General features: G+C 71.7%; 13 protein-coding genes. 7 read left to right on the forward strand and 6 right to left on the reverse strand.

Annotated elements, in window-relative coordinates; genetic code table 11:
- Positions 1–6: 6 nt before the first annotated feature.
- Positions 7–1,053: an NADH-quinone oxidoreductase subunit B family protein gene (locus BLR04_RS13905; RefSeq protein ID WP_090763948.1), complete on the reverse strand. Its 1,047-nt coding sequence runs from the start codon at positions 1,051–1,053 to the stop codon at positions 7–9.
- A gap of 111 nt (positions 1,054–1,164) precedes the next feature.
- On the opposite strand from BLR04_RS13905, the gene BLR04_RS13910 reads away from it, so the two are divergent.
- On the forward strand, positions 1,165–1,671 hold the full coding sequence (locus BLR04_RS13910) for a hypothetical protein (protein ID WP_245740238.1): 507 nt from the start codon (positions 1,165–1,167) through the stop codon (positions 1,669–1,671).
- Here the strand turns inward: BLR04_RS13910 and hypF are convergent.
- Together hypF and BLR04_RS13920 are read right to left on the reverse strand one after the other, a co-directional pair.
- Positions 1,641–3,899, reverse strand: a complete 2,259-nt coding sequence (gene hypF, locus BLR04_RS13915) for a carbamoyltransferase HypF (RefSeq protein ID WP_176903070.1) — start codon at positions 3,897–3,899, stop codon at positions 1,641–1,643. The genes BLR04_RS13910 and hypF overlap by 31 nt on opposite strands.
- 91 nt (positions 3,900–3,990) lie before the next feature.
- Complete coding sequence (locus BLR04_RS13920; protein WP_090763760.1) at positions 3,991–4,824, reverse strand: GNAT family N-acetyltransferase; 834 nt, start codon at positions 4,822–4,824, stop codon at positions 3,991–3,993.
- Between the two features lie 301 nt (positions 4,825–5,125).
- Here BLR04_RS13920 and BLR04_RS13925 point away from each other — a divergent pair, with 301 nt between their 5' ends.
- Together BLR04_RS13925 and BLR04_RS13930 are read left to right on the forward strand one after the other, a co-directional pair.
- Positions 5,126–5,905 carry a hypothetical protein gene (locus BLR04_RS13925; protein ID WP_143022035.1) on the forward strand — a complete coding sequence of 260 codons (780 nt, stop codon included), beginning with the start codon at positions 5,126–5,128 and terminating at the stop codon, positions 5,903–5,905.
- On the forward strand, positions 5,902–6,552 hold the full coding sequence (locus tag BLR04_RS13930; RefSeq protein ID WP_090763766.1) for a hypothetical protein: 651 nt from the start codon (positions 5,902–5,904) through the stop codon (positions 6,550–6,552). Before BLR04_RS13925 ends, BLR04_RS13930 begins: the two co-directional genes overlap by 4 nt.
- Position 6,553: 1 nt before the next feature.
- On the opposite strand, the gene BLR04_RS13935 is transcribed toward BLR04_RS13930, so the two are convergent.
- Together BLR04_RS13935 and BLR04_RS13940 are read right to left on the reverse strand one after the other, a co-directional pair.
- Positions 6,554–7,633: a S1C family serine protease gene (locus BLR04_RS13935; RefSeq protein WP_090763769.1), complete on the reverse strand. Its 1,080-nt coding sequence runs from the start codon at positions 7,631–7,633 to the stop codon at positions 6,554–6,556.
- 19 nt (positions 7,634–7,652) lie between these two features.
- Positions 7,653–9,083 carry an AMP-binding protein gene (locus BLR04_RS13940; protein WP_090763772.1) on the reverse strand — a complete coding sequence of 477 codons (1,431 nt, stop codon included), beginning with the start codon at positions 9,081–9,083 and terminating at the stop codon, positions 7,653–7,655.
- 647 nt (positions 9,084–9,730) lie between these two features.
- Between BLR04_RS13940 and BLR04_RS13945 the strand changes: the two genes are divergently transcribed.
- A complete protein-coding gene (locus tag BLR04_RS13945) occupies positions 9,731–10,498 on the forward strand; it encodes a hypothetical protein (RefSeq protein WP_090763775.1) in 768 nt (255 codons plus the stop codon).
- 75 nt (positions 10,499–10,573) lie between these two features.
- Positions 10,574–12,751: an acyl-CoA dehydrogenase family protein gene (locus tag BLR04_RS13950; protein WP_090763778.1), complete on the forward strand. Its 2,178-nt coding sequence runs from the start codon at positions 10,574–10,576 to the stop codon at positions 12,749–12,751.
- Positions 12,752–12,790: 39 nt separating this feature from the next.
- On the opposite strand, the gene BLR04_RS13955 is transcribed toward BLR04_RS13950, so the two are convergent.
- On the reverse strand, positions 12,791–14,833 hold the full coding sequence (locus tag BLR04_RS13955) for a SpoIIE family protein phosphatase (protein ID WP_090763781.1): 2,043 nt from the start codon (positions 14,831–14,833) through the stop codon (positions 12,791–12,793).
- Between the two features lie 194 nt (positions 14,834–15,027).
- Here BLR04_RS13955 and BLR04_RS13960 point away from each other — a divergent pair, with 194 nt between their 5' ends.
- The gene (locus tag BLR04_RS13960) at positions 15,028–16,590 is read left to right on the forward strand and encodes an MmpA family trehalose lipid delivery protein (protein WP_090763783.1); all 1,563 of its coding nucleotides are present in this window, start codon (positions 15,028–15,030) and stop codon (positions 16,588–16,590) included.
- Positions 16,591–16,666: 76 nt separating this feature from the next.
- Positions 16,667–16,801, forward strand: coding sequence for a hypothetical protein (locus BLR04_RS42325; protein ID WP_281191431.1), 135 nt, complete (start codon positions 16,667–16,669; stop codon positions 16,799–16,801).
- Positions 16,802–16,803 lie beyond the last annotated feature (2 nt).

Here is a 16,803-nt window from a genome sequence, read left to right on the forward strand (position 1 = left end):
GTCCCCCTAGTTACCCCAGCGCGGGTCGTACCCGCTGGTCAGTTTGCGGCCGTTGTGCCGCCACTTCGGCTCCTTGTTCGCCGAGCGGTTGGTGATGGAGCGCAGCCTGCGGATCAGCGCGCCGTACGCGCCGCTCGCCGCGGCCGACACGGACGAGCCGGGGGGTTCGTCCATGAACGGCATGAACTTGTCGGGGAAACCGGGCATCGTGCAGGCGATGCAGATGCCGCCCACGTTGGGGCAGCCGCCGATGCCGCCCATCCAGCCGCGTTTGGGCACGTTGCAGTTGACGACCGGACCCCAGCAGCCCACGCGCACCAGGCACTTGGGCGAGTTGTAGTCGTGGGCGAAGTCGCCCTGCTCGTAGTAGCCGGCGCGGTCGCAGCCCTCGTGCACGGTCTTGCCGAACAGCCAGGTGGGACGCTGCATCTGGTCGAGCGGGATGGTCGGCGCCATCCCCGCTGCCTGGTAGAGCAGCCACGTCAGCGTCTCCATGAAGTTGTCCGGCTGCACGGGGCAGCCGGGCACGTTCACGATGGGGAGTCCGCCGGCGGACCGGAAGTCGTGGCCGAGGTAATCGCCGAGGCCCATGCAGCCGGTCGGGTTGCCCGCCATCGCGTGGATGCCGCCGTACGTGGCGCAGGTGCCGATCGCGACCACCGCCCACGCCCTCGGCGCGAGCCGGTCGATCCACTCGTTCACGGTGATGGGCTCGCCGGTGACCGGGTCGTTGCCCATGGACGACCAGTAGCCCTCGCCGTTGATCCGCTCGTTCGGGATCGAGCCCTCGACCACGAAGATGAACGGGCCGAGCTCGCCGCGTGCGGCCTGGTGGAAGGGCGCCATGAAGGCGTCGCCCACCTCGGTGGCCAGCACCTTGTTGTGCAGGTGCACCTTGGGCAGCCCGGGTACGAGCCCGAGCAGCACCTCTTCCAGACTCGGCAGCCCCGCCGCGGTGACGGCCACGGTGTCGCCGTCGCAGCTCATGCCTTCCGACGTCCAGAGGATGTGGACTTCCTCCAGGGCGACCGGTGCAGGTGTCGTCGATGTCATGACCCAAGCCCCCTTCTCGGCCATGCCGCAGAGGTTTAGGGTCGATGCCTTTCGGTAGTCGACACGCACCTCTACGTAGCGGACATACCGCTCTGACGAAGGTTGCAAACCATGACGCAAGCTCCACCGCGCACCACCGGTTCGTACCGATACGTGGCACCACGGCCGCCACGGTCACTGCCGCGGGCCACCGCGCGCGGCGTGATCGGCGCGATGGCGATGTCCGGATTGCGGCAGTTCACCACGGCGGTCGGGCTGGTGCGGAAGGTGCCTCCTGAGGCAGTACTCGAACGGGCCGCCCCTGAGGTGACCCGGCGGGTGCCCGCCGCGCGGCGTCCGGCGATGGTCGAGCTCACCCACTGGTCGTACGGGGCGTTCGGCGGGCTGCTGTTCGGGCTGCTGCCCTGGCGGGTCCGCCGCCGGCCCTGGGTGGGACCGGTGTACGGGCTGGCGTTCTGGGCGGTGTTCGAGGCGGTCATCGCGCCCGTGCTGGGCACGCCGCGTCCCCATCGCACGCGGGAACGCGTGGCGCTCCTGGTGGACCACGTCGTCTACGGCACCGTGGTCGGGGCGTCCCCGTGGCCCCATCAGGACGTGCCGGACGACCTTCCGATGTGATCGCGGGCGGCGGCCACGGCTGCCTGGCCCAGGCTGATCCCGGCGTCGTTGACCGGCACGGCGGCATGGGTGAGCACCCGGAAGCCGGCGGCGCGCAGGCCGTCCAGCGTGCGCCTGAGCAGCAGCACGTTCTGGAAGACGCCGCCGGACAGGGCCACCGTCGCAAGGCCCGAGTCCTCGCGCAGCAGGCGGCAGCAGCGCACGATCAGCTCCGCGACGCCGTGGTGGAAGCGGGCGGACACGACGGCCGGGCCGGCGCCCGCGGCGAGGTCGGCCACGACGGCGCGCACCAGGTCGGCGCCGGACGCCACCAGCAGGCCGCCGTCGCGGGAGACGCCCGCCGGGTAGCCGCCCTTCTCGTGCGGATCGGCGAGCTGCTCCAGCTCGATCGCCGCCTGCCCCTCGTACGTGACCGTGTCGCGGACGCCGACCAGCGCCGCGACGGCGTCGAAGAGGCGGCCGGCGCTCGATGTCAGGGGCGCGCCGAGGCCGCCGGCGCGCGCCAGCGCGGTCACCTGGCGCCAGCGCGGCCCGTTGCGCGCGGCCACCGGCGGGGCCTCGACGTCCGGGAGGTCGGCCAGGTAGGCGGCGGCCATCCGCCACGGCTGCCGGACCGCCATGGCGCCGCCCGGCATCGGCACGCGGGCCAGGTGCCCCGCCCGCTCGAACGAGGCCAGGTCGGCCAGCAGGAACTCGCCGCCCCACAGGGTGCCGTCGGCGCCGTAGCCGAGCCCGTCGAACGCGACGCCGATCACCCGTCCGCTCTCGCCGTTGTCGGCCAGGCAGGAGGCGATGTGGGCGTGGTGGTGCTGCACGGGGACCAGCTCGACGTCCGGCAGGGTCAGCGCGTGCTTGGTGGACAGGTACTCGGGGTGCAGGTCGTGGGCGACGACCTCGGGGCGGATGCCGAACAGGCCGCAGAAGTGCCGGACGGTCTCCACGTACGAGCGGAACGTCGGCCAGTTCTCCAGGTCACCGATGTGCGGGGAGACGAACGCGTGTGCGCCCTTCGCCAAACAGAAGGTGTTCTTCAACTCGGCGCCGCAGGCGAGCACCTGCCGGGTCGTCGCGAGGGGGAGCGTGCACGGGCGGGGGGAGTGGCCGCGTGAACGGCGGACGACCATTGCTTTGCCGTCGAAGGGGCGTACCACCGAGTCGTCGGCGCGCAGGTGGATCGGACGGTCGTGGGTGAGGAAGGCGTCCGCGATGCCGGCGAGGTTCTCCAGGGCGGCGCGGTCGTCGTACAGGATGGGCTCGTCGGCGACGTTGCCGCTGGTCAGCACGATCGGGGCGGCGGTGTCGGCAAGCAGCAGGTGGTGCAGCGGCGTGTAGGGGAGCATCAGCCCCAGCCGGCGCTGTCCTGGCGCGACCGCGTCGGCCACGGCGGCGTCCGGGCGGCGCGGCAGCAGCACGACCGGTCGGGCGCGGTCCTTCAGCAGGGCGGCGCCCGTCGCGTCCACCTCGCACAGCCGCCGGGCCGCGTCGAGGTCGGCGACCATGACGGCGAACGGCTTGTCGCCGCGTCGCTTGCGCCGCCGCAGCTCGGCGGCGGCGCGGTCGTCCGAGGCGAGCACCGACAGGTGGTAGCCGCCGAGACCCTTCACCGCCAGCACGCCCCCCGCCCGCAGCACGCGGGCGGACCCCACCAGCGGGTCGCCGGTCGCGCCGACCAGCTTCAGTCGGGGGCCGCAGGACGGGCAGCAGATGGGCTGGGCGTGGAAGCGGCGGTCGGCCGGGTCGTGGTACTCGGTGTGACAGTCGGCGCACATCGCGAACCCCGACATCGTGGTCAGCGGCCTGTCGTACGGCATCGCGCGCACGATCGTCAGGCGCGGCCCGCAGTTGACGCAGTTGACGAACGGGTAGCGGTAGCGGCGGTCGGCGGGGTCGCGGAGCTCGGCCAGGCAGTCGGCGCACGTGGCGATGTCGGGCGAGACGAGCGTGCGGGACGCTCCCGCAGAAGCGCTCGGCACGATGGTGAACCCGGCCGCGTGCACGGCGCCCCGCCGGACGGTGACGCGCTCGATCGCGGCGAGCGGCGGGGCGTCGCGTTCGAGCCGGTGCAGGAACTCGCGGATCAGGGGACGGTCGCCCTCCAGCTCGACGAACACGCCGTGACCGTCGTTGCCGACCCGGCCCGACAGGCCGAGACGCGTGGCCAGCCCGTACACGAACGGACGGAACCCCACGCCCTGAACGATGCCTTCGACCCTGACCAGCACCCCCATCGGGCCAGTGTGCGCCACCGGCAGGGGCGGAACCGGTCACCCCCGGCCGGGGTCCTGCCCAAAGTATGGGCAGGTCCCCGTCACGGAGGTGTCAGGCGGTCCTGGGCTCCAGGTACCAGCGGTAGTTGTCGCGTACGTACAGCTGGGTCATGCCCGCGCGCAGCATGTTGTGCAGGGACGGGTTGTGCCCGCCAGGCTCCTCGGCGCCGGTCTCGGCGAAGACCCACCGGCATCCGGCCGCGGCGGCGGCACGGATTCGCGCGCGCAGCAGGGCGCTCTGGTACCCCTTGCCGCGGTGCTCCGGCATGGTGGCGCCGGAGAACATCTCGGCCGCCTCGCCGTGCACGAACAGGCCGCCCACGGAGACGATCTCGCCGCCGGACCTGATGGCGTACCCGTGGAAGGCGGGGTCGTCGAGAGAGCTGGTCGTGATCTGCTCGAGCACTCCTTCCGGCATGCCGAAGAACCGGATCATCGCCGTGGCCCACGCCTCCGCCTCGGGCGTGCCGATCCGCTCGACCACCGGGCCGTCGTCGTCCTGCGGCAGGTCGGTGGTGAGGTCGAGGCCCAGCTTCACCCACGAGGACTTGTGCACGAGGCCGTACTTCTCGCAGATCTCCGTCCAGTCGGGCGGCAGCACGGAGGGCGCGAGCTGCACCACCGCCGACGGTACGGACCTCGACCGGTAGAAGTCGACGATCTCGCCGACCAGCTCGGAGGTGACGGGCTCGGCGAAGCCGAACCCGAGGGCCTTGCTCCAGTAGTTCATGGGGTCGTTGGCCATGGCCAGGACCACGCCGCCGCCCAGCCGGATGCTGTCGATGCCCAGAGTCCGCCTGGTCTCGGCCGACGCCGCTGCCGAGAAGTTGTGGTTCAGCTCGGCCTCGGCGAGCTCAGCCCATGACGGATCGAAAGCCTGTCGCATACGGATGTCATCCCTCTCTGACACAAATGCTCATAAGAGCCGGCATGGGGGTGACTCGCAGCGGGCGGCGTACCGACGTGGGATGGAGGCTAGCGGAACCGGAAATGTCGGAACCTGGCAGGTTCGCCCGAGTTAATGGTGATGACTGCCTGCAATGAGTGCTTTACGTGTGGTTAGGTGTTCTCTGACAATTCTTGTGCCGAGGTGAGGTTGAAGGGTGTCAAAGGTCGGCTGGCGTCATTCGGTGTTCGCGCCCCTTGTGGGCGTTGTGGTTTCCCTGGGTTGTTATGCGTTGGGAGTGGTGGAGGCGCTTCTTGCGGCGGTGGGGGCGACGACCGCGCCGCCGGCCGCCGAGTACGTGGTGACGTTGATCTTCGCGGTGTTCCTGACGGCCGTCCTGCGCATCGCGCGGGCCGTGCCTGACCTCCGGCGCGAGAACGCGGCGACGGCCCGCGCCGTGGCCAACGTCGCCTCGGTGCGGCCGGGTGACGACACGCTGGTGGCCCGGCGGCTGCGGCTGTTCAAGGAGTCGGCCGACGCGGGCAACGACAGCGAGTCGGTGCTGAGTGCCCGTTCCGCGCTCGACGAGAGCGAGATGGCCAACAAGCACCACCTCGACCACGCCCTCATCTGGGCCCTGCCCGTCTTCGGGTTCATCGGCACGGCGCTCACCATGGCCGCGATGGTCACCTCGTTCTCCGGGGCGCTCGACGGACAGGGGGATCCCGGCGCGCTGATCGTGGCGCTCAAGCAGCACGTCCTGCCCGAGCTGGCCTCGGCGTTCGGGGTGACGCTGATCGCGCTGTTCCTGAGCGTGGTCTCCTTCGGGGCGATGGCGCTGGTCGAGCGGTCGGAGCGGGCCGGGATCACGGCCGCCGACGAGGTCTTCCTCGTCCACATCGCGCGCCTGCCCGCCAAGCAGGCCGCGCCCGCCCTGCACGGGCTCACGCAGGAGCTCGCCGAGACGCGCGGGCGCACCGAGGAGCTCATCAAGGGTCTCGACGCCCTGCGCACCGCGGTCGAACGGCTGAACGCCCTGGAAAGCCGGCCGCAGAAGTACTCGCTGGTGAGGGAGCCGTGAGACGGCGTCCGGCGAGGTCGTTCAGCCCTCCGCTCGACCTGCGGTTCATCGACCTGTTCATGACCATCGTGCTGGCGCTCGCGTTCATCGCGATCATGCTGACCGTGGTGGCGCGGATGCTGCCCACCGAGACCGCCGCCCCGCCGCCGCAGACGCGGCAGGAGAAGAGCGTGACGCAGCTGCGCAAGCAGCTCGACGCCTCGGAACGGGCGAGGAAGAAGGTCGAGGCCGAGCTGCGTACGGTGCGGGCGCAGGCCGCCGCCGCGCCGGTCACCCCGCCGCCAGGGCCGCCCGCGCGGCCCGCCTTCACGCTGCCGTGGTGGCTCATCGGGTTCTGCGCCCTGCTCGGCGTGCTGGCGGTGTTCATGGGCTGGCGCATCCGGTTGTGGACGAAGGGCAGGCTGCCGCGGGCGCGTACGTGGATTCTCGTCGGGGTGGTGGTCGTGCTGGCCACGGCCGGGATCAGGTCGCTGACCGGCTCTGACGGGGAGCTGCTGCTGGCCGCGATCCCGTGGTGGGCGGCCGACGCCCTGTGCCTGGGGCTGCTGCTGGTCGCGTACGTGCTGGTCTCGGTGATCAAGGCGAGTCGCGAGACGCTGGGCCAGATCCGGGCCCGAGCGGCGACCAGGACGGCGCCCGGGCGCTGACTCAGTCGGGCTGGAGCTCGCTGAGGGTGACGGTGACGGTCTTCTGGCGGTTGTCGCGGATCAGGCCCACGCTGACGCGGTCGCCCGGTTTGTGAGTGCTGATGTTCTCCGCCAGGTCGGCCATGGTGAGCGTGTCCTTGCCGTCGATCGAGACGATGATGTCCCCCGGCCTGATCCCGGCCTGGGCGGCCCCGGTCTTCGGCTGGACGGAGATCACGCCGACGCCGCTGGGCTGCCCCTGGGCGCTGATGACCGTGCTGCCGCGGATGCCGAGCGCGGCCCGGTGGGTGTTGGTCACCCGTCCCTGCGTGACGATCTGCTGGGCGATGTCGGTGGCGGTGTTGCTCGGGATCGCGAAACCGATCCCCGGGGCGGCCCCGCCGCCGAGGTCCGGGTCGGTGGCGGCCAGCGTGGGGATGCCGATCACGTGGCCGGACAGGTCCACGAGCGCGCCGCCGCTGTTGCCCGGGTTGATCGCGGCCGAGGTCTGGATCGCCCCGGCGATGGTGGCGCCCGGCGAGTCGGGGTTCTGCGGCTCGGAGACCGTGCGGCCGAGGGCCGAGACGATGCCGTTCGTCACGCTGCCGGAGAACCCCAGCGGGTTGCCCATGGCGAGCACGATCTGCCCGACCCGCAGCTTCGACGAGTCGGCGAACGTGGCGGGCCGCAGCCGGTTGGCGTCGTCGACCTTGATCACCGCGAGGTCGCCGGCCGGGAACGCCTTGACGAGCTTGGCCTTGCGCGGCGGGCCGCCGGTCGCGAGGGTGACGGTCATCTCCTTGGCCTGGCCGACCACGTGGGCGTTGGTGACGATGTGCCCCTTGGTGTCGTACACGATGCCCGACCCGAGCCCGACCGGCGTGGTGATCTGCACGATGGACGGCAGCACCTGGGAGATGACCCGTTCGTAGGCCGCCTCCAGCGGTTGCGCCGGCGCGGTCGGGGCGGCCGACGTCGGCGCGGTGCGCGGTGCGGTGGTGTGGGTGGCGGTCGGAGTCGTGGTTGCCGTGGTGGTGGGAGCGGGTCCGCAACCTGCGAGCAGTACGGCGGTGGCGGCCAGTCCGGCGACGGTCTCCCTCATGGGCACTGAACTGCCCAATTCAGGACGAAAGATACTCTTCCCGGACGTTTCGCCTGCTGAGCTTGCCGGTGGGCGTGCGCGGCAGCGACGCGCGGTACTCGACCGACCGCGGGTGCTTGAGCCTCGCCAGCCGGGACGCGCAGTGCAGGAACAGCTCGGCGGTGAGCGCGTCGTCGCCGGTGAAGCCGGGTGCGGGCTGCACGAGCGCCACGACCCGCTGCCCCCACTCGGGATCGGGCGCGCCGATCACCGCGACGTCGGCCACGGCCGGGTGCTCCATGAGCACGGCCTCGATCTCGGCCGGGTAGATGTTGACGCCGCCCGAGATGATCAGGTCGGTGCGCCGGTCGAGCAGGAACAGGTAGCCGTCCTCGTCGAGGTGGCCGATGTCGCCGGGGGTGTAGTCGCGCCCGCGCATGGACGCGGCCGTCTTCTCGGGATCGCCGTGGTACTCGAACCGGTTGATGCCACCGATGTAGACCAGACCAGGATCGCCGGGGGCGGCCTCGCGGCCGTCCTCGTCCACGATCGTGAACGTCATCCCGTCCAGGGCCCTGCCCACCGTGCCCGGCCTGGCCAGCCACTCCTCGGACGAGACCATGGTGGCCACGGCGGCCTCGGTGGAGCCGTAGTACTCCCACACCACCGGCCCCAGCCAGTCGATCATCGCCTTCTTGACGGCCGGCGGGCATGGCGCGGCCCCGTGGTAGAGGTGGGTGAGCGACGACAGGTCGTACGACTCGCGGTCCGGAACCGCCAGCAACCGGTGGAACATCGTCGGCACCATGAACGCGTTCGTCACCCGGTGCCGCTGGATCAGCTCCAGCACCTCCGCCGCCTCGAACCGCAGGGGCGCCACGATCGCGTGGCCGAACTGCAGCGCCATCATCGCCTGCCCGTACGGCGCCGAGTGGTAGAGCTGTGAGCAGACCAGGTGCACGCCGTCCATCGGCAGGCCGAAGTGCCGCCAGCTCTTGCGCATGAGGATCGGGTACAGCTCCTCGGGCGTCAGGTCGAGCAGCCGGCGGCGCACACCCTTCGGGCGGCCGGTGGTGCCCGAGGTGTAGAGCATCATCGAGCCGGCGCGGCGGTGGGCGGGCGGGGTGGACGGGTGTCCGGCGACGAGTTCGGCGACGGTGAGGGCGTCCGGCGCGATCACCACCTTGGCGCCGCAGTCGGCGACGATGTAGTCGATCTCCTCGGCGGTGTAGTGCCAGTTGGCCGGGACGAGGTAGGCGCCCGTCTGGTACGTCGCCAGCATCATGGTCAGGGCGTCGAGCCCGTTCTTCAGCACGGTCACGACGCTGTCGCCCTGGCTCACGCCGCGGGCGACCAGGGCGTTCGACGCCCGGTTGACGTGGGCGAGCAGCTCTCCGTAGGTGGTGCTCTCCTCGCCGAGGAGGGCGGGGCGTTCTGGGTCGTGGGCTGCGATCTCGTAGAAACCCCTCATGTCCGCAGACCCTACAGAATTAGATTCTGCCAGGGGAATAGCGGAATTGTCCGGCGCCGGGGTGTCGTAACCTCGAGGTCATGGCGGACGTCGGCGAGCAGAGTCCTGAGAGTGACCCCCCCACCGTTCCCTTTCGCAAGATCGTCCTGTCGGCGGAGGGGACACCCACGACAGCCCGCCCGCCCGGGCCGCCCAGCACGGCGCAGCCCGCCGCCGCGCAGCCCGCTTCCGTGCAGCCCGCTCCGGCGAAGCCCGCTTCCACCGACTCCCGTCCGCCCGGGCGGGCGGAGGTCTCCGCGAGCGCGCTGACGCAGCCGTTCGCCGTGCAGGCTCGGCCGGGGGCCCAGCCGCAGTCCGGCCCGCAGTCCGGCCCGCAGCCCGTCCCTCAGGGGCAGCCTGCGGGTGGGACTCCTGGCACGCCTCCTCGGGACGGAGGCTCTGAGCGGGGCGCTTTCGCGAGGCCGTACTCCGGGGGGCAGGCTTCCGGGGCGGTGGCGGAGGAGGTCGGCCCCACGCGGGAGCAGGCGCCGAGGCGGAGGAAGCCGCGGCCGCCGGCGGAGTGGCGGCAGGTGTGGCCCCGGGTGCCGCAGCCGCCCGCCACGCACAGGCCCGCCATGACCGCTGCCGGCGGGCCAGGGAGTGGCCCGGTGCCCCGGCGGCGGCTCGGGGACGTCCCGATGAAGGTGGTCTACCTGCTCGGCGCGATCGCGGCGACCGTGCTCGCCGTCGTGCTGGTGTTCACGGTGTTCTCGGGCGACGTGCCGGCCCGCCACGCCGCGGAGGAGCAGTTCGCCGGGGTGGCGCCCGTACCTACCGTGACGGCGACGCCTACCCCGTCGGCGAGCCCCACGCCGACGCAGGCCCCGATCGTGCTGCCGCCGGTGCCGGCGAGCAAGACGTACGCCACCTTCCCGGGGACGGCGTCCGTCGTGGTCGGCCTGGTCAACGACGAACGCACCGGCATCAGCTACCCGAAGCTGGCCGCGCCGTGGCAGGCGGTCAAGTCGCCCTCGCCGTTCTCGGCCGCGCAGCAGGTCGGCAAGGCGGTCGTCCCGCACACCCGGATCGCCTCGGCCATGCTGCCCGGCGACGCACCCAAGAAGAAGCCCGTCTCGGACGCCGACTACCGTGCGATCGCCGCCCAGGCGGTGCGCTGGACGATGCGCACCCAGTTCCCGAAGGGCGCCACGCTGGCGTGGACCGCCTCGCAGCGGTTGCCGGTCGGCAAGGGCTGGACGCTCGGTTACAAGGTCACCTACACCTCCGGCGGGAAGAAGCGGCAGGCGCAGGCGATGGTGACGGTCGTCGAGGTGGGCAAGACCAAGCCGGCCATGCTCATGGCGAACATGCTGGACACCGACAAGGCGCGCTGGCCCGACCTGAACACCCTCGTGCAGCGGGTGCGTCCGCTGTAGGGAAGACCTAGGCCAGAAGCATCCTCTAGAATATGGTTCTGGGCATCTGCATCCAGAGCTGGCTGGAGGACGAGTATGGCTATCGGGTTGAGCGAGGAGCACGAGGCGCTCCGCGAATCGGTGAGCGGCTGGGCCGAGCGCAACATCCCGTCGGAGTTGCTGCGCGCCGGCACGGAGGGGCGTCCGCCGTTCTGGTCGGGGCTCGCCGAGCAGGGGCTGCTCGGGCTGCACCTGCCCGAGGAGGCCGGCGGTTCCGGCTACGGGCTGCTGGAGGCCGCCGTGGCCGTCGAGGCGCTGGCCGAGCGGATGGCGCCCGGTCCTTACGTGCCGACGGTGCTGGCGAGCGCGGTCATCCACGCGTCCAAGCGGCACGAGCTGCTGGAGCAGCTGGCCGGTGGCGGCCTGACCGGCGCCGTGGCCCTGTCCGGCGCGCTGACCGGCACCCGTGACGAGGACGGCGCCCTGGTCGTGTCCGGCACGGCCGAGCCCGTGCTCGGCGGTTCCCTGGCCGACGTGCTGGTGCTGCCGGTCGTGACGGCCGACGGGGAGGAGTGGATCGCACTCGACGCCTCGGCCGCGACCGTCACAGAACTGAAGTCGCTCGACCTCACCAGGCCGGCCGCCAAGGTGGAGCTGTCGGACGTGAGCGTGCCCGCCGAGCGGGTGCTGGACGGCGTCGAGAGCCCCGACGTGCGCAACCTGGCCGCGATCATCCTCGGTGCCGAGGCGGCCGGTCTGGCGTCGTGGTGCGTCACGTCCGCCGCCGAGTACGCGAAGGTACGCGTCCAGTTCGGCCGCCCGATCGGCCAGTTCCAGGGCATCAAGCACAAGCTGTCGCGGATGCTGGTCGCGCTGGAGCAGGCCCGCGCCACGGTGTGGGACGCCACCCGCGCCGAGGGCAAGGAGCTGGAGTTCGCCGCCGCCGTGGCGGGGGTCATGGCCCCGGACGCCGCCGTGCAGTGCGCCAAGGACGCCATCCAGACGTTCGGCGGCATCGGCTACACCTTCGAGCACGACGCGCACCTCTACTTCCGCCGCGCCCTCACCCTGCGCGCCCTGCTCGGCTCGTCCGCGGAGTGGGCGGCCACGGTGACCTCGCTCGCGCTCCAGGGCGTGTCCAGGGAGATGGAGCTCGACCTGCCCGAGGACGCCGAGGAGCTGCGCGAGTCGATCCGCGCCGAGATCGCGGAGATCGCCCGGCTGGAGGGCAAGGAGCAGAAGCGGGCCCTGGCCGACCGCGGGTTCGTCATGGCACACCTGCCCCGCCCGTGGGGCCGCGACGCCGGGCCGCTGGAGCAGGTGCTGATCGCGCAGGAGCTGCGGGCCGCCAAGGTCCGGCTGCCCGCCATGATCATCGGTGCCTGGGTGGTGCCGTCCGTCGCCGTGTACGGCACCCCTGAGCAGCAGCAGCGGTTCCTGCCGAAGACGCTGAGCGGCGAGCTCATGTGGTGCCAGCTGTTCTCCGAGCCCGGCGCGGGCTCCGACCTCGCCTCGCTGCAGATGAAGGCCGAGCGGGTCGAGGGCGGCTGGAAGCTCAACGGTCAGAAGATCTGGACGTCGGTCGCCCACGTGGCCGAATGGGGCATCTGCATCGCCCGTACCTCCAACGAGGGCTCCAAGCACGAGGGCATCACGTACTTCCTGGTCGACATGAAGGCGTCCGGCGTGACCGTCAGGCCGCTCACCGAGATGACCGGCGAGAACCTGTTCAACGAGGTCTTCTTCGACGACGTGTTCGTGCCGGACGACCTGGTCGTGGGCGAGGTCGGCGACGGCTGGAAGGTCGCCCGCAACACGCTGTCCAACGAGCGGGTGTCGCTGTCGGCCGGTTCAGGCGGCACCGGCGCGTCCGTCCCCGACCTGCTGGGGCTGATCGGGCGGCTCGGCCGCGAGCTGACCCCGATCGAGGCGCAGCGGGTGGCGGAGGTGGTCTGCGAGGGCCACTCGATCAACGCGCTGTCGCTGCGGGTCACGCTCAAGCAGCTGGCCGGCACCGAGCCGGGCGCGGACGCGTCCGTACGGAAGCTGCTGTCCACCTCGCACGCCCAGCACGTGTCGGAGACCGCGGTCGAGCTGCTCGGCTCCGCGGCCGTGATCGCCGCCGACATGAAGCTCGGCGACGCGGGCTACTGGAACCGGGCGGTCCTCGCCACGCGGGCGATGACCATCTACGGCGGCACGACGGAGGTGCAGCTCAACATCATCGGCGAGCGCATGCTGGGCCTGCCGAGGGACCCCGAGCCCGGTAAGTGACGGGCGGGGCCGTCCCCCCGCGAACCGTGGGGGGACGGCTCAGGCGCAGGGCAGCCGTACGGCGATCATGGCGATGTCGTCCTTGCGCGCCATGGGCAGCCGGGTGAGCAGCTTGTCGCAGAAGGAGTCGAGGGGCTCGCGGGCCATCGAGGCGGCGGCCTGGCGGAGCCGTTCCAGGCCCTCGTCCAGGTGCTCGCCCGGCACCTCCACGAGCCCGTCGGTGTAGAGCAGCAGGGTGCTGCGCGCGGGCAGCGCGGCGACGGCGCTGGTGCGCGGCATGTCGTAGCCCACGCCGAGGAGGAGGTTGACGGCCTGCTCCAGGTAGCGCGCCTCGCCCTCGTGGGTGACGAGCAGGGGCGGCGGGTGCCCGGCCACCGAGTAGCGGAGCCAGCGGTCGCCGCCGACGGGGCCCTCCAGGCGGGCGAGGATGCAGGTCGCCGTGTCCTCCTCGTCGAGCAGCTCGATGGCGATGTTCAGGCGGCGCAGGATGTCGCCCGGAGGTTCGAGGCGGTCCATCGCCAGGCCCCGCAGCATGTTGCGCAGCTGGCTCATGGTGACGGCGGCGCCCAGGTCGTGTCCGACCACGTCGCCGATGGTGAGGATGGTGGAGCCGTCCGGCGAGACGAACGAGTCGTACCAGTCGCCGCCGATCTCCGCCGCGGTGGCGCTCGCCCGGTAGCGGGCGGCGATCTCCAGGCCGGGCACCTGCGGCGGGTCGGGCAGCAGGTAGTTCTGCAGGGCCAGGGCGACGCGCTGGGTGCGCTGGAACCGCATGGCGTTGCTGAGGTGGGTGTGCGCGTGGTCGAGCATGCGGCTCAGCAGGTCGACGTCGACCGTGCTGAGCGGTTCGCGGTCCTGCCAGACCGTGGCGATCACTACGGCCGCCACCACGCCGTCCACGACGACGGGCACCAGCGCCATGCTGTTGACCCGCATCGTGACGAACCACTCTTCCGCGCCCGGGGGTGCGGCGCCAGGAGGCGGCATCCCGGGCGGGAAGGTGAGGCAGATCGGCTGTCTGGTCCTGATCACCCGGGCGAAGTCGGATTCGAACGCGAACCGTTCGGTACGCAGCGGGGGACGCGTCGATCCCTTGTCCCGCACGGTGTTCACCACGCGCTCGGTGAAGACGGGCGACGGACCTGACTTGTCGGCGATGTCGGGGAGCAGGTAGATCCCGCACCCGTCGGACACCGCCGGCACGATCACCTCCGACAGCGCGGCCAGCACGTCGTTCAGGTCGGCGAGGTCGGCGGTCGCCGCGGCGGCCTCGTCGAGCAGCCTGCGGTGGCGTTCCTCCTGCCACTCCTGCTCGATGTCGGTGAAGGCGCCGACCCACTCGACCACCTGGCCGTCCTCGACGATGGGCACGCCGCGCGCCCGGACGTGCCGGTAGGAGCCGTCGGGCGTCCGCAGGCGGTAGACCGCGTCCCAGCGGCTCAGCAGTTCCACCGTCTTGGTCCACCGGTCCATGACGGGGGCGCGGTCGTCGGGGTGCAGGGCGTCGAGCCACCCCATCCCGCGCAGTTCCCGCCAGCTCTGCCCGGTGAAGCGCTGCCACCCGGGGCTCGGCTCCAGCACTCTGCCGTCGGGGTCGGAGACCCAGATGGCCTGCGTCTCGATCTGGAGGAGGCTCTGGTAGCGCTGCAGGAACCTGCTGCGTTCCTCGGCCACCGAGCCGATCGACTTCGTGCACTCGACGTTGCCGGAGACCTCCACGGCCATGATCAGCACGCCGTCCTCGCCGTTCGCCAGCGAGATCCTCGACAGGCTGGCCGAGGCGTAGCGCTCCTGACCGCCCAAGGGGTGGTCGCCGAACCTGAAGGGGCTTTCCCGCAGGTTGACGCACCTGCCGGTGCGGTACACCTGGTCGAGCAGGTCGAAGTAGCCTTCCTGGTCGATGTCCTGGAAGGCCGCCCGCGCCGGCTCCCCGAGCCGGCGCTCGCCCACGATCTGCTGGTAGGCGTAGTTCATGTAGATCAGCCGATGATCCGGTCCACTGAACGCCGCGACGCCCACCGGAGCGGGATCGAAGACGTCCAGCGGCAGGTCGCCGGCCGTTCTCGCTTCCGCTTCCCTCATCCCTGCCTTCCCCTTGAGGCCGCCTGATGGCCTGTCCTGCCGTGGAGAGACCACAAGCTCATTGAGAATATGCGGGTTTTCGTACGAAAAGAGACGTATTTGGCTATATGTACGGTTTAATGAGGTGACTATCACGTCATGAATACGTAGATCTCAAAGCCTGAGCAGCCGCTCGCATGTGATGTCATGTCGGGATGCATCACACGGCCCGTGCCGGGCTCGCGGCGGCGATCCTCGGGCTGGCGCTCGGGTGTCTGGCGCTCGGACCGGCTCTGGGCCGGGGGTTCACACTCGTCCAGGACATGGTGTTCGTGCCCGGCCCGAGCTTCTCGCCGTTCACGTTCGGGCTCGCGGGCGGGGCCGCGCGGGTCGTCCCGAGTGACGCCGTGGTCACCGCGCTGGCCCAGGTGCTGCCCGCCGAGCTGGTGCAGAAGCTGCTGCTGCTCGCCGTCTTCGTCATGGGCTGCTCGGGTACGGCGCTGCTCGTCCCGTCGTCGCTGGGGCCGCGGCTGGTGGCCGGGGCGTTCTACGTGTGGAACCCGTACGTCGCCGAGCGGCTGCTGATCGGGCAGTGGGCCCTGCTGCTCGGGTACGCGGGGCTGCCCTGGGTGATTCGGGCGGTGTGGTCGGGCCGGCGCGTGGCCCTCGCCGTCCTGCCGGCGGCGGTGGGCGGGTTCGCGGCGATGACGGTCACCGCGATCACGGCGCTGCCGGTCGCCGTGGCCCGCGGGTCCTGCACCCCCGGGGGATGGGTGCGCGTGGCGCGGGTGGCCGCGGTCCTGGCGGCGTTCAGCCTGCCGTGGCTGGTGCCGACGGTGCTGCGGCCGGAGGGCCTGCGGGGCGACCCGCTCGGCGTCGACGCCTTCGCGGCGCGCGCCGACACGCCGTTCGGGACGGTCGGGAGCCTGCTGTCGCTCGGCGGCATCTGGAACGCGCACGCGGTCCCGCCCGGCTACGGGACCGTGCTCGGAGCCGCGGCCCGGCTGCTGCTCACGCTGGTGGGGATCGCGTTCTTCGTGCGCGGCCCGGTGCCGTACCGGAGGGGGCTGGTCGCGGCGTCCCTGCTCGGGCTGGGGGTGGCGGGCGCCGGGGTGACCGAGCCGGGCCGGGCGGCGTTCCGGCAGGCCGTGCAGCTGTGGGGCGGGTTCGCGGTGTTCCGGGACGCCCAGCAGTTCGTGGCACCGCTGGCGCTCGTCGCGGCCGTCGGGCTGGGGCTGCTGGCCGATCGGGTGGCCCGCGAGCGGGTGTGGGTGGCCGTGCTCGTGCTCGTGCCGATCGCGGTGCTGCCGTCCATGGCCTGGGGGTCGCTGGGCCGGCTCGGGTCGGTGGCGTACCCGCGGAGCTGGACGGCCGCGCGCGAGCTGATCAGGCGTGACCCCGAGGCGGGCGACGTGCTGGTGCTGCCGTTCGAGTCGTACCGGCAGTTCCCGTGGAACGGGGGGCGGGCGGTGCTCGACCCCGCGCAGCGGTTCTTCGCGGCGCCGGGCCGGCGGGTGGTCTCCAACGACGCCGTCCGCGTCGGCGACCTGGTGATCGGGAACGAGGACCCGCGCGCGCGGGAGGTCGGGCGGGTGCTGGGGGAGGCCGCGCCGGACCTGCTGGGGGCGGGGTTCCGCTACGTGGTCGTGGACGCGGGCACGCCGGCCGAACGGCAGCGGTTCGCCGGGTGGCTGCGCGGCGCGACGGTCCTCGTGGACACGCCTGACCTGCGGCTGTATCGATACGCCGGCCCGGTCCGCCGCATTCCGCCCAGCTAGGTACGCTGATCAGCAGACTTGTCAGGACTTGCGAAGAAGGGCGCGCTCGACCGGAGCGCTGGAGGAGGAACCCCCCGTGATCAAGATCCTCTTAGCGGCGATCGTCGGCGCGGCCGTGGCGGCACTCGTGGCGACCACCGCCACGCTGTCCCTCACCGGCGCCGCCTCGACGCCCGTCAACCAGCCGCTCTACAACTACGGTGACAGGTAACA

The organism is Nonomuraea maritima (assembly GCF_900100395.1).
Taxonomy (GTDB): Bacteria; Actinomycetota; Actinomycetes; order Streptosporangiales; family Streptosporangiaceae; genus Nonomuraea; species Nonomuraea maritima.

What these genes read in the sequence shown, in the direction of transcription:
- BLR04_RS13905 (WP_090763948.1), bottom strand. Translation starts at nt 1,053, where the DNA reads ATGACATCGACGACACCTGCACCGGTCGCCCTGGAGGAAGTCCACATC.
- BLR04_RS13910 (WP_245740238.1), top strand. Translation starts at nt 1,165, where the DNA reads ATGACGCAAGCTCCACCGCGCACCACCGGTTCGTACCGATACGTGGCA.
- hypF (WP_176903070.1), bottom strand. Translation starts at nt 3,899, where the DNA reads ATGGGGGTGCTGGTCAGGGTCGAAGGCATCGTTCAGGGCGTGGGGTTC.
- BLR04_RS13920 (WP_090763760.1), bottom strand. Translation starts at nt 4,824, where the DNA reads ATGCGACAGGCTTTCGATCCGTCATGGGCTGAGCTCGCCGAGGCCGAG.
- BLR04_RS13935 (WP_090763769.1), bottom strand. Translation starts at nt 7,633, where the DNA reads ATGAGGGAGACCGTCGCCGGACTGGCCGCCACCGCCGTACTGCTCGCA.
- BLR04_RS13940 (WP_090763772.1), bottom strand. Translation starts at nt 9,083, where the DNA reads ATGAGGGGTTTCTACGAGATCGCAGCCCACGACCCAGAACGCCCCGCC.
- BLR04_RS13950 (WP_090763778.1), top strand. Translation starts at nt 10,574, where the DNA reads ATGGCTATCGGGTTGAGCGAGGAGCACGAGGCGCTCCGCGAATCGGTG.
- BLR04_RS13955 (WP_090763781.1), bottom strand. Translation starts at nt 14,833, where the DNA reads ATGAGGGAAGCGGAAGCGAGAACGGCCGGCGACCTGCCGCTGGACGTC.
- BLR04_RS13960 (WP_090763783.1), top strand. Translation starts at nt 15,028, where the DNA reads ATGCATCACACGGCCCGTGCCGGGCTCGCGGCGGCGATCCTCGGGCTG.